Genomic DNA, 14079 nt, shown 5'->3' with positions numbered 1-14079 from the left:
TGTTTATGCGTAAGCGATTAACTGGGTAGCACGTATCAATTTGGTGCTGATCTGCCGCGCGATATCGGCTTCGTGGTCGAATAAAAAAAAGTGGTTGCCTTCGTAGATATGCAGCGATAAGGGGTGGCTGGTTTCGCGCTGCCAGAGGCGCACGTCGTCGGGCGTCATCAGGTCGCGGGTGCCCACGAATGCATCGATGGGAATAGTGATTTGTTGCGACTCGTAGCGGTACGTTTCCGACGCCTGAATGTCGGCGCGTAGAATCGGCTCGAACAGATTGAGCAATGCCTGATTGGCCATCAGTTCAGGCGACATTCCACCAAAATCACTCACTTCACGGATAAACGCCGCCGACGGGAGCCGGTGCCGCTGCGAGGTTGGTACCTGCGAAAGCCCCCCTTTCCCACTGACAAACAGATGATCGGGTTGCCGCAGACTCAGGGTCTGGGCTTTACGGGCCACCAGCGCCGCGAGCAGTGCCCCCAGGCTATGCCCAAACAGGGCGTATGACTGCCCCGGCCGGAGCTGATCGCCCATCTGGCTTATCAGGTCGTCGGTCATGGCGTGGGCGTCGTGCAGTAGCGGCTTGCCAAACCGACGCCCGCGGCCTGGTAATTCAAGCGTTACAGCCTGAATCGACTTGGGAAAATGGCGCAACAGCGACTGATAGGCGTAGTAGCTTCCGCCCGAGAACGGAATGCAAAACAGGATGGTAGGCTCGGAGGTGGACGACAGTGTCATGATCTTATTGGGTTAGGTCCAGTTCGACAGTTTGTTGATGCTCGATAATCCGGCCGGCGCTGAACTCCACAATGCGGTCGGCAAAACCGAAGTAACGATCATCATGTGTAACGGCGATGACCGTCTTGCCCTCCTGTTTCAGAATGGGCAGCAGTTGGTCATAGAAATAGTAGCGGAACGAGGGGTCTTGTTCGGCAGCCCATTCATCCATCACAATGATGGGTTTCGCTTCCATCAGCGCCAGCACCATGCCCAGACGCTTCTGTTGCCCTTTCGAGAGTTCGCCGCTGATGGTGCCCTGCCCCGTAAACCGGATTTTACCCGTCAGCCCCAGCAGGTCGATGTAGCGGAGTAGCGTAGGGTCGGTGGGGTTGAGCCGGTACCGGTCGTAGTGCTCGCTGAACAAGTGGGCGTCGGTAAACAAAGTCGTGATCAGGTCGCGGTAAGCAGCGCTATGTCCTTTGGTCATCGACTGCCCGTTGAGGTACATCTTACCCCACTGCTTGTCGAGCAGGCCAGTCAGTAGCAGCAGAAACGTGCTCTTGCCACTGCCATTGCTGCCTACGATAAAGACGGTTTCGCCCCGGTTGATGGTCAGATCGAGCGGGCCAAGGTGGAAGGTCGTCCGCTGGAAATCATCTTTATAGCTGTATTCCAGATCGCGAAAGGTGACGCTTTCAAACTCGGCGATGGGTACTTGCATCGCCGGAGCAACCACATCGAGATGCTGCACCTGCTCGTCGAAAGCCTGCAACCGACGGATGGCCGTGGCCGACCGGCTAAAGTAAGGCAGCGTACTGACGAGGGTCGTCAGCGGACCAACGATGTAGAGAATCGTGACGGTGAAAGACACCGTAATCTGCGGGTCGGCGCGGCCCAGCAGTGGCAGCCCGAAGATCACAAACCCCAGGATAGCAAACCAGGCAAAGCTGCCCAGCACCTCGTTGTTGGCATACCGGATGGCCGTGTTGGTTTCGAGCCCTTCGGTTTCATTACGATTCTTTTTCAGGTAGTGCTCGTAAATCGTCTCCGTGCGTTCGGTGCTCATTTTCACCGCTTTGTAGCCCATGAGCAGATCATTGAGGTAACGGTAGTAGTGGTTTTCCAGCTCACGAATGCGCTCAAAAGCCGAGCTGATTTTCTTGTTCTGCCAGTAGTAGGCCAGGAAAATCAGGGCTGTCATGCCCAGTACGAGGCTCGCCAGCATCGGCTGTAAAAAAAGCATGTAGCCCAGGCTGAAGACAATCATCACGGTTGTATTGAATACGTCGATCAGGATGCGCGGAAACTGAACAATGGTTTTGATATCGTTGATGGCCGTGTAGATGGCCTCTTTTTTCACCTTCACGAACGACTCATACGAAGCACTCACCACTTTGCGCACGATCGACAGCTCGAGATCGAACAGGACGCTGTTGGTGAACCGGATCAGGTACGACTGGTAGAACCGCCGCGACAGATAAGACCCCACCAAGATCGCCACAAACAGCAGCGCCAGGTTGGTGTTGAGCCCCCCGCCCGTGGCTGTGCTGGTCAAGCTCTGGTTGAGCAAGATGATCAGGCTACTGTAGAGCAGGCTATTCAGTACACCCAGGATGAATAAACTGATATATTGCCGCGCTTTAGGCTTAACTAAATCGAATAGATACATGATCGCTTATTTTTAAGATAACTAGTTGACTTTAAGTGTAATACTATGAGCGTGTTGTACACCAACCAGCTCGGCCAAAGCGGCCAGATTGGTACTCAACAACTGCCGCATAAACGAGAAATTGATCTTATCGACGGTGTCGTCTTCCTGGCTGTCGATATATTCCCCGGCATGGCCATCGGTGATGTGTAGGGTAGGCAGGCGGCGGTACCAGAAAATCACGTGGTCGCTCTGTTGCACTTTGAAAATGGTGCAGTGTGAGCCACCCGTACACTCGCCATAGCCGGGGTAATCCTCAAGCACGTACCTGAGGTGAGGCGCGTAGTGTTGCGCATGGCGGACAACGGCATCGGCTAGATGGCGCGAAGCGTGGTTGCTCACGATAGTCATGAAGTTAGCTCGCAGGCTATCGGCCTCCAGTTTTTTCTGTTCGGCCGGGAAAAGCTGAGCAAAATCCTTATCGGGACGTAACGAGCGGGCGCGGGGATTGTAGCTGCCAATACGGTCGAAATTGAACGTACCCAGCAGGTTTTCGCGGCGCGACAGCCCACCCTTGAACAAGTAGTAATTAGCCCCCACAAACTCATCGTCGCCCGAGTAATCGAGGCCAATGGCCGTGAGCCGGTTTTTGTGCGGATAGGCCGCCAGAATCTCCATGACCTCGAGCATGCCAGCTACCCCGGAGGCGTTCATGTTGGCACCGGGAGTAACCCAGTTGCCATCATAAGCGGCGGTAAGTGCGTAGGTGACGGGCGTGGCAGCAGTGCCGGTCGAGGTAGCGATTACATTCTGCCCGGCATAGCCTGCAAACTGAAAAGGCTGTTGTCGAACCACGCAGTTGAACGACTGAAACGATTGATTCAACAGGTCACGCACTTCAAGCAGGTGCTTCAGGCCAGCGGGCACCGACGGATGGCGCACGCCGCTAATGGCCGTTAGGCGGCGTTTCAGCCGATTGGTGTCGATCCGACTGATGAGTTCGTCGAAGGGCACCGGCACGCCATCATCCGCCGTCAGTCGATAGGTTAGCGCCGATACCCGCTGCCGGTAGGCCGACAAATCGACCGCAAATGCATGCTGCGTGTTGGCCGTCAGCGGCTGGTTTATGGCGCCCCAGCTGGGTACGTCCACCGGCAGGCCGCTAGCATCGAATACAGCCACGTTAACGGTCACGTTGGCTTCTTCGGCGTCGGCCACGTGGTAGCTGACGTTCAGGCAAGCGTTTACCGAATCGTAGTCGAACTGCACCGCCGAGAGGTGCGGTGGCCTGTTGGTTTGCGCCCAGGCTACCCCAGGCACGTTGCTGATGAGCAGTATAGAAATGGCTAACGATTTCATGATAATGAATAGCTATAGGTTTATCAGATGATGTATGTTTCGTATTGGTCTGACAGGCTCAGTTGAATTGAGCTTGGCTGAGCAACTGCCTGCATGGCGTCGATCACCTCGGCCAGTTCGGCGATAGTGGGGCGTTGATAGATGTCGTTGAGGGGAAGTTTATAGCCTAGTTGTTGCTGAATAGCCTGCTGAAGCTGAATGGCTTTAATCGAATGGCCGCCAAGGTGAAAAAAGCTGGTGCGGATGTCGGGCTCAAGTACGTCGAGTAACGTCGTCCACAAAGTCTGTAGCTGCTGTTCGGTTTCGGTACGGGGCATTTCGGCCGTGACAACCGTTGGTGGTGTCACCAGCTGGCGATAGTCGAGCTTGCCGTTGGGCGTCAGCGGAAACACGTCAACGGTGATAAACCGGGCCGGAACCATGTACTCGGGGAGCCACTGCCGAAGCTGCTGCCGCAGGCCGCTGTCATCCATTGGCTGGCTCATCTGCCACTTTACAAACGCCTGCAACGTGCTGCCAGCGGCTAATTCGGCCACGGTTACGGCTACCTGTTCAACGCCCTCTACCCGGCTTATCTGTGCTTCGATCTCGGCCAGTTCGATGCGTCGACCGTTGATTTTCACCTGCTTGTCTTTCCGGCCCAGGTAATCGAGCCGACCGTCGGGCAGCCACCGGGCCAGATCGCCAGTCTGATACAGCCGACTACCCGGCCACTGCGGCAGCACTCGGAAAGCGCGGCTGGTAGCATCGGGTTGGTTGATGTAGCCTATACCCACACCCTCGCCGCCCACATAAAGCTCGCCCACGCCACCCACAGGTACGTGTTCGCCCTCGGCAGTCAGCACCAGCAGTTGCGTGTTGACGATGGGCCGGCCGATGGTAATGTGATCGTGCTCCCCGGCGATTTCCTCGATAGCACACCCAACCGTGGTTTCGGTGGGGCCATATTCATTGAAAATGCGCATGGCCGGATTCAGCCGCCGCAACAGCCGGACGTGCTCGGGCAGTAGCGCCTCGCCGCCTACGATGATGTGCGACACGCTGGTTTGGCTCAGGCCGGTGTATTGGAGCAGCAGCACGTGCGAGGGCGTCATCTTCACGGCCCGGATACCCGAGTTCGGCGCGAAGACTCCGGCCAGCACTTCGTTCATCGCTGCTGCCGGTTCGTATATCCGAACGCCATCGCCCCGTAGTAACGGCGAGAACAACGTAGTAATGGTCAGGTCGAACGCAATGGACGTGAACAAGGCCATTGGGTAGCCGCCCTGATCGGCGAAATAATATTGGTTGCTCCAGCGCAGGTAGTTCATCAGGTTCCCCATCGAGATTGACGCGCCTTTGGGCCGGCCCGTCGAACCGGAGGTGTAGATCACGTAGGCGCGGTCGGTGGGCGTCCAGCAAACCGTGGGCCGGAGCACCTCCCCTACCGGCCGGAACCGATCGATGGCCAGCGTGGGGCAGTTGACGGGTGTGAACGCCACCGCCGAATCGGTGAGCAGCAGTTGAGCACCGGCATTGTCGAGCATGTATTGGTGCCGGTCGGCGGGGTTGCTGATGTCGAGTGGACTAAAAGCGGCCCCCAGTTTCAGTATAGCCAGCAGGGCCGTAAGTACGCGGGAGGAATGCGGCATCAGCATGCCCACCAGGCTACCCGGCCCGATGCCGTACTGCGTTTGCAGGTACGTTGCCAGCGCGTCAGATTGGTCATCGAGTGCCTGATAGGTCAGCGTGGTGGCTTCGTCCCAGACGGCGACGGCCTGCGGCGTTTGTTGAACCTGCTGCCGGAACGCCGTTACCAGATCATCCGTCCCGAACGTCTGTGTTTCGCCAAGGCTCTGCTTATCCAGCCAGTTTTGCTCCGTCGCCGACAGCATCAGCAACTGCCCAATCGGGCGCTCGGCGTCGGCAGGCGTCGTGGCGGTCGTCAACAGGGCGACGAAGTGGCGAAGAATCTGTTCGGTCCGGTCGAGGTCATACAGATCGGCATCCACCACCAGCGATACATCGAGCGATTGTGGATTTTCGAAACAGAAAAACTCCCAATCGAATTTGCTTTGGGTGTCGGAGCCAGTGGCATAGTAGGCTGTGCGGAGGTCGGTTAGTGACTCGTCGGTGGCCTGCCCCAGCTGCTGGTGCGAGAGCATCACGTCGAAGAGCGAGCCATCGGTCCGACTGTGGCTCAGGTCAGCCACCATCTGATCGTATGGGTAGAGCGCATGTTGCTGATTGGCAAGATTTTTCCGCTGAACCGCCCCGGCGAGCACGGTAAACGGCGCCGACGGATCGACGGTAGCCCGCACGACCAAGGTATTCAGGTACAGGCCAATCTGCTCATCGAGGCCGGGATGCTGACGCAGCGATACCGGCGTTCCAATCAGCAGATCGGTTTGGCCACTGTAGCGATACAACAGCACATAGAGCGTGCTCATCAGTAGGTTGTAGACGCTGGTTTGTTGCGTCACGGCCCAGCGTTTTAGCTGCGTGTAGGTAGCTCCTGTCAGGGTGGTACTGACCCGATGGCCGACAAACGTTTTCTGTACGGGACGTACCTGCTGCACGGGCAGCATCGGGCGATCTGGCAGGTTTGCCAGCTCGGCCAGCCAGTAAGCTTTATCGGGTTGAGCCGAATCGGCAAACTGGCTGTTTTGCCAGTCGGCCACATCTTTATTCTGAATGGCGAGCGGCGGGTACTCAATTGCCTGCCCGGCGGCGTGGGCATTGTAGAGCCGGAAAAGCTCGCCTGTCAATTGCTGCAACGACGCGCCATCGACCAGTATATGGTGAATCGTCATCACCAGCACATGGCGTTCGGCAGCCAGCGGCACCACGCACACCCGGAACGCCGAAGGCCGGTCGAGAGGTAGTGGTGCCTGTTGTTCGTCCTGAATGAACGCGGGAAACGCGGCTTCGTCGATATCCGTTACCACTCGAAAAGGCAGATCGTCGGGTTCGTAATAGCTCACCACCTGCCGGAGGTCGCTGCCGATAAAATGGAAAGATGTGCGCAGGATCTCGTGCCGTTCAACCACCTGGCCCAGTGCCAGTTCGAACAGCCACGAATCGAACGGACCCGTAAGCTCACAAACCTGCTGAATGTGGTAGGCCGATTCAGCGCCCGCAAATTGCGCCAGCATCCAGAACCGACGTTGCGCTGCCGAAACAGCATAGTGGCTCTGGCGGGGCGCCAGCTGAATAGCCTCGTAACGCGCCGACTGCTGATGGGCGTTGATCCGACCAGCCAGCTGCACCACCGTGGGGTAATTGAATACCTCAGCTACGTTGAGTCTGGTACCGATCCGCTTGTATATCTGGGCCACCAGCCGCATCGCCTTGAGCGAATGCCCACCCGCCTGGAAGAAGTTGTGCGTGGTGGTCAGCGTGGGCGTTTCCAGCACCTCCTGCCAAATAGTCAACAGCTGGCTTTCCAACTCGTTCTGGGGCAGCACGACTTCCTGGCTGGCATCGGGTTGCGCGGGATTAGGCAGCGCGGCCACGTCCACTTTACCGTTGGCGGTAAGGGGCAGCTCGTAGATCGGTACCAGCACCGCCGGGATGGCGTAGATGGGCAATCGTTGCTGCAAAAACGTCCGTAGCTCCAGCAGGTCGATGGTTTGTTTCGTTTCAACGTACCCAGTCAGCGCCATATCACCCTGTTCGTTGGCTTGAGCCACTACGCAGGCTGCAGTTACGCCTTCAAAGGCGATTAGGTTGCTTTCAATGTCCTGTAATTCAACCCGGATACCCCGTACCTGCACTTGTTTGTCGTTGCGCCCGAAGTACTCCAGCCCCCAGTGCTGATGCCAGCGGGCCCGGTCACCCGTGCGGTAGAGACGGCTACTCGACTCAAAGGGGTTTTCGATAAAAGCCCGATCGGTTTGGGCCGGGTCGTTGAGATAGCCAGTCGACAGGCCGATGCCGCCAACGTACAGATCACCAATGGCGCCTTCGGGCAGCAGGTTCAGGTCTTTGTCCAGCACCAGCACGGTGGTATCGGCAAAGGGTGCACCGATGGGTACGTGTCCCAGCGCCCGGTAGTCATCAGCGTGGGTAGGGTTGATCTCGAAAAAAGTAGCGCCCACGCAAGTTTCGGTGGGGCCATAGCCGTTGATGACGCGCCGGGTTTGGGCGTAAAAGAGCGATTCGGCCAGCCGGGCTTCTTCGCCCGTAGTGATAATGCGCGTCAGCGTGGGTAGCGAACGACGGTCGAAGGCGTTGAGGTAAGCAGGCGGAAAAATGGCGACGGTCACACCGTTGGCGTCGATGTACTCACCGAGCAGGGCGGGGTTGTCTTTGGTAGCCGCATCGGCCAGACAAAGCGTCGCACCGGCAAACAGCGCCATACCGGCTTCAACCATCGCGGCGTCGAAACCTGTCGAGGCCAGGTACAGCACACGGTCCGCCGGTTGGATGGCCAGGTACGTGATGTGGTCCTGAATCCGGCTACCGAAGCTCCGGTGGGCAATTTGTACGCCTTTAGGGATACCCGTAGTGCCCGATGTAAAGATGATGTAGGCAACCTGATCGGCCCCAATCAGCCTACTGCCCTCTACTGTCCGGGCAGCGGCTCTGGCTTGGGTACGTAGTTCGTTGAGGAACAACGTGGATGCTGGCAGCGTGTTCGCCGGTCGATCGGTCAGGATGAGCCGAGGGTTGGTTTGGCGGCTCGCTTCCAGCACGCGGGCGGCAGGCATCTGAGCGGCTACCGGTACGTAGGTAGCTCCCAGTTTCAGCAATGCCAGCCAGGCGATAAGCTGCTCGACGGACCGATCGGCCCAGACAACGACCGCCTCATCAGGCCGCACGCCATAGGCATGAAACAACTGCCCCGCCAACGCATCCACCTCCGCGACCAGTTGCCCGTAGGTAAGCGTTTCAGTGGGCGATTGAATTGCTGTCTGGTTGGTGTACTGCGCTACCGATTGCTGAAACAGGCCAAACAGACCCGTTTCGGGCGTTTCGTAGTGCGTTGGATTTTGCATAGCCGCCCACAGGCTCAGTTGCTGTTGAGCCGGTAGCCGGTTTAGCTGGCCAATGGGTTGAGTCGGGTCCGTCACGATCTGCTCCAGCAGGTGCTGAAACTGCGCCGCCAGGTTCTCGAACAGCCACGGCTCGTAGCGATCGGCGCGGTACGTAAAGCGCAGTTGCAGGGTGTCGCTCACCTGCGCCAGTACGCCGAAATCGTAGTTGATCTGGGTAAAAGCGTCTTCGTCAAGTGGACGGATCAGTGCCAAGTCGATGTTGGATGCTCCGCCCGGCATGGTATCGACTACAAACAGGTGATCGAACAGCCGATCCCGGAGCAGCGACTGCGCCTGTATGTCGCTCAGCGGCAAATGCTGGTACGGCAGCGATGTCCAGAAGTCGCGTTGCCCCTGCCGGGTCAGGCTGTAGACGCTGTCGGCATTGGTCCATTGCACCCGCACCGGCACCGTGTTAGTAAACAAGCCGATGGTGTGGTCGAAAGCGGGGCCATCTACCGGGCGGACCGTGCTGACGGTGCCAAACGTGACGTCCTGGGTCTGGTTGTACCAGCCCAACAACACGCCCCATACCCGTTGCAGCAGCGTGGGCAGGGTAGCGTTCATCGCCACCGCCGTCTGGCCCAGCCGACTTGTTAGCTGGGCAGGTAGCACCTGCGTGACTTCAGCCCAGCGAGGCGTTGCATTGGTTGTCTGGCGCTGGGTAGGTGCCAGCGTAGCCGTTTGCAGATAGCTCTGCAGGTACGTTTGCCAGAACATTGCCGCCTCGGTTTTGTCCTGCGTTTCGAGCCACTCGACATACTGCCGGAAGGGTGTTGGTGCGGGCAATTGCAGTGGGGTATCCTGTGCCAGCGACTGGTAGATGGTTACAAACTCAGCCATTAGTTGCCGAACGCCCTGCGCATCCATCAGGATGTGGTGGTTGGTGAGCGCCACCACAAACCGGTCGGGCTGTAGGGTCAGCAGCAGCACCCGCAGCAGGGGTTCTTTGGCCAGCTCAAACGGCTGAGTACGTTCCTCAGCCAGTCGCCGGGCGATCTCGGCCTGAGCGGCGTCGGTGGGTAGGTGGCTCAGGTCGTAGGTACGTACGTCGATGGTCCGGTCGGCCAGCAGCACCTGATAGGGTCGTTTCAACCCTTCAAACACAAAGGCCGTACGGAGCAGATCGTGCCGCCGGGTTAATTGTCCGATGGCCTCGGCCACCCAATCGGGTTGCAGGGTATAGTTGATCGCAAATGCCGACTGGACAACGTATGCCTCGGCCTGCGTCTGCGATACATACAGGAAGTTTTCCTGTAGTGGGGTTAGTGGGTAAATAGCTTCCGTCATGGCTGTGTTCAGTTGAAAAGGGCTTCGATCAATTCCAGATCGTCGGCACTGACCCGCTCCGTCTGGACGGGTGCTGTAGCCAACGGCTCAGTGTGAGTGCGGGCCGTCAGGTGGCGGCCCCATTCGCCGAGGTAGGGCTGCTCAAACATGGTTGCCACCGACAGGTCGTAGCCGCGTTGTGCCAGTTTGGCCATCACCTGCACTGATCGAATTGAGTCGAGCCCCAGCCGAAGCAGGTTGTCGGTGCAGCCGATTTGCGGCTGGGCCAGTATGGTTTCCAGCACCTCGGCCAGCAGTCGTTCGTTGGGGGTTTCTGGGGCCACATAGGCCACCAGTTCCGACCGGGCAGCGGGCGTAGGCAACACCTGGCGGTCAATTTTACCGTTGACGGTCAGCGGAATTTTATCGAGGAATAGAATCGCCTCGGGAATCATGTGCGCGGGCAGGAATGCCAGCAGCCGTTGTTGCAACGCCTCTTCGGTCAGCTCGGTAGCCGTCGTTTTTTTTACTACGTAGGCGACCAGTGATTTACCCAGCTTCGGCCGGTCGAGGCCCAGTACGCACACTTCTTGAACGCCGTCGATGCGGGCCAGCTGGTGTTCAATTTCGCCCGTCTCCACGCGGAAGCCTTTAATTTTCAACTGATTGTCTTTTCGACCCACGTATTCAACCCGGCCATCGGGCAACCAGCGCGCCTGATCGCCGGTGGCATAGAGCCAGTCGGTACCGCCGTAGGGGTTTGCAATAAACCGCTGGGCTGTCTGCTCAGGCTGATTGATGTAGCCTTTGCCAACCCCCGCCCCGCCGATGAACAGTTCGCCCGTAACTCCCACCGGTACCATTCGGTGTTCGACATCCAGAATATAAAGCCGGGTGTTGTCGATGGGTTTGCCCACGGCCCGCGTGTCAGTTTCGTCGCCCACCCGGTTCACCACGCAGCCCACGGTCGTTTCGGTAGGGCCGTATTCGTTGTAAATCCGCATGGCCGGGTTGAGCCGCCATAGTGTCCTGACGTGTTCGGGCTGAAGCTCTTCGCCCCCCACCACGGCACAGGTAATGTTGGTATAAGCAATAGGCAGGTGATTAAGCAGCCCGACGTGGGCAGGCGTCAGTTTCACCATCGTCAGCTCCGACGTTTCGCCAAACACCGTTGTCAACACATCGTGCAGCGGTTCGTCGTCGTGGAAGATGCGGATGCTGTCGCCGCGCAGTAGCGGAGCCAGCAGGGTGGTGATGCTCAGATCGAACGCCACCGACGTAAACCAGCCCATCGGGAAGCCGTCGCGGCCCAGCGCATAGGTCCGGTTGACGTAACGCAGGTAGTTCATCAGGTTTCGCTGCGACAGCTGTGCACCTTTGGGTTGCCCCGTCGAACCAGACGTGAAGATCACGTAGGCCGTGCGGTTGTCAGCAATGGCTGGTGCCTGCTGTTCGGCCGAAAGCGCTCCGTCTACGTGCGGAATAACCTCTGTAGCCACCGTGTAGCAACCTACCTCCTGCAACGCGGGCAGGTAGTCGACGGCGGTCAGCGCGACTTTCGTGCCCGCCTGATTGAGCATGTAGCGCACCCGGTCGATGGGGTAGCTGAGGTCGATGGGCAGGAACGCCGCCCCTGCCCGCATAATCCCCAGCAGACAGGCGACACACTCGATGGAGCGGTGCATGTATACGCCGACAACGTCGCCGGGCTCTATACCAACCTCTTGTTGCAGGTAATTGGCGATCTGCACCGACCGCCGTTGCAGCGTGCGGTAGTCGACCGTGGTGAGGCCATCGAGCAGAGCCGCCGCATAAGGCGTATAGGTTACCTGCGCGTCGAATGCCGTGAGGTACGAGGGGTCGGGCGTGCGGATTTCGTCGGCATCAGCGCCCCAGTAAGTGAGCTGTACTTTTTCGTCGGCTGTCAGCAGGCCCACCCGGCGCAATGGCGCTTCGGGCATAGCCACAAACTGCCGGATCAGGTGCTCGTAATGCGTTTGCAATTGCCCAACGAACGCGGCATCGTAGACGGCCGCGTTGTATTTTAAAGTAATCTGAAGCGAGGCACCGAGTTTTACGTCGACCGCCAGGTCATAGTCGGTATGCTCGGTCGTGGTGACGTTGTCGATAACCCAGTGCGTCGACGGTGCTTCCGATAGGCTGGTTTCGACCGGGTAGTTTTCAACGATAAACAGTTGGTTAATGAGTTCGCTGCCCAGCATAGATTCAGCCTGAATGACCGACAAAGGCAGGTAACTGTGGCCGGTTGCGGCCAGCCGATCGGCTTTGGCCCGAGCCATCAGGTCGGTCAGCGTGTCGGTCTCGGAAAACCGGATGCGGACGGGTAGGGTGTTCAGAAACAGGCCGACCGAATGCTCAGCGCCAGCCAGTTCGGGTGGGCGGGAGGCTATTACTTCGCCGAAGACCACATCCTGGGCGTTGGTGTAGCGAGCCATCAGCAACCCCCACAGCGTAGTCAGCATCTGGCTCACCGACAGGTCATTTGCCTGCCCGAATGCCAGCAGCGACTGGCTAATGTGGGTTGGCAACGTAAGGCGTAGGGATTCATACTGGAAGGCCGTCCTGGTCTCGTTGGTATAGGTGCGGCGGGGCAGTTGAATAGGCGTATCGTAGCCGCTCAGGTACGTTTGCCAGTAACTGGTAGCGGCCGTCTGGTCCTGTTGTTTCACCCATTGCACATAGTCGCGGTACTGGGGTGCAGGCAGCATCGGTTTTGCCGACGGTTGGATCTGGGCGTCGTAGCATTGTAGAAAATCAGCCATCAGCACGCCCATGCTCCAGCCATCCATAATCAGGTGGTGACAGCTCCAGACTAGTTCAACTTGCTGATCGGCGGTTTTGAACAGGGCAATTCGGAATAACACCTCCCGAACAATATCGAAGCCGCGTTCCCGATCCCGCTGCTTGTAATCGGCGATGATCGTTTGCTGCCGTTCGGCCGTTTCGAAGCTGATGTTTGTATAGGTAAGGACTGGTTGACGATTGGTTAAAATGAGTTGAACGAGTTCGCCCGTCTGTTCGTAATCGAATGCCGTGCGCAAAATGGCGTGGCGTTCCATCAATTGGTTGATGGCATTGGTGAAGGGCGCCAGCGCTACATCGCCCGTCAGGCGGTAGGCCAATTGATAGCTGTAGGCCGTAGTGTTCGGCTGGCGCAGATAGGCAAAGGCCATACCTTCCTGTAGCGGAGCCAGTTGCACCACATCGGCTAGTTTGGTATCGTATTGCGCCTCTACGTGGGTTTCAAGTTGGGTAAGCTGATCGATGGACAGCTGGCTGTAGCTCAGATCACTCGGCGTCAGCTCCCGCTCCCCCTGCTCCATACAGTGAGCCACCACCGACCCCAGCGCCTGCTCGTAGCCCGCTACCAGCGCCACCACCCACCCCTCGTCTACCATACCCCGATCGTAGCGAACCGACACCTCCAGCTCGCCACCCAACACCCCGCTGATGATCCGCAGCGGCGGACCAAACACGGGCTCGTCTACGCCCTCTACCATACCGTAGTCTTCCCCAGCCAGCGACCACAGCTCCCCCTTGAGGTCCGTGTCGAACTGTCCCAGGTAGTTGAACAGCACCCCCGCCGACAGGATCGCCCCCGTCTGCTGTTGCCACCAACCCCACCCCACCCCGTGGTGGGGCACGCCCCGCAGCTGCTCCTTGACTTCCTTCAGACTGCGGCCCACCGAGCTACTGCTCAGGCACAGCCCTACCGGGTAGAGGCTGGTGAACCAGCCCACCGTGCGGCTCACGTCCAGCCCCCCCACCAGCCCCTCGCGACCGTGCCCTTCCAGCTCCAGCAGCACCGCCCCCGCCCCCTTGAGGGCCTGCCAGCTCAGCAGCAGTCCCGTCAGCAGCGTCTCCTGGATGTGGTTGCCGTAGGCGGCAGGCACCACCCGCAGCAGCCCATCGGTCAGTTCAGCACTCAGCCGGATCACCACCTGGCCGCTGCCGCTGCCCTGCCCCGAGGGCAGGCCCAGGGGCTGGCCCTGCCAGTGGGCCACCAGCCCCTGCCAGTGGGCGGCCTGCTGGGCCAGCAGC

At 58.7% G+C, this 14079-nt stretch carries 5 protein-coding genes; all 5 read right to left on the bottom strand.

Going from position 1 to position 14079, the window contains the following annotated elements; translation table 11 throughout:
* Nucleotides 1-3: 3 nt before the first annotated feature.
* A complete protein-coding gene (locus tag ACAW74_RS24610) occupies nt 4-741 on the bottom strand; it encodes a thioesterase II family protein (RefSeq protein WP_370700916.1) in 738 nt (245 codons plus the stop codon).
* Between the two features lie 4 nt (nt 742-745).
* The gene (locus ACAW74_RS24605; RefSeq protein WP_370700915.1) at nt 746-2392 is read right to left on the bottom strand and encodes a cyclic peptide export ABC transporter; all 1647 of its coding nucleotides are present in this window, start codon (nt 2390-2392) and stop codon (nt 746-748) included.
* 21 nt (nt 2393-2413) lie between these two features.
* Nucleotides 2414-3730 (bottom strand): M28 family metallopeptidase, encoded by a 1317-nt coding sequence (locus ACAW74_RS24600; protein ID WP_370700914.1) that lies wholly within the window; start codon nt 3728-3730, stop codon nt 2414-2416.
* Nucleotides 3731-3753: 23 nt separating this feature from the next.
* The gene (locus ACAW74_RS24595) at nt 3754-10038 is read right to left on the bottom strand and encodes a non-ribosomal peptide synthetase (protein WP_370700913.1); all 6285 of its coding nucleotides are present in this window, start codon (nt 10036-10038) and stop codon (nt 3754-3756) included.
* 8 nt (nt 10039-10046) lie between these two features.
* Nucleotides 10047-14079: non-ribosomal peptide synthetase (locus ACAW74_RS24590; RefSeq protein WP_370700911.1), on the bottom strand; the 4033-nt coding region annotated here is incomplete at its 5' end.

The sequence above is a fragment of the Fibrella musci genome, from assembly GCF_041321105.1.
GTDB lineage: Bacteria > Bacteroidota > Bacteroidia > Cytophagales > Spirosomataceae > Fibrella > Fibrella musci.
This window is presented reverse-complemented; position numbering and strand designations above follow the sequence as displayed.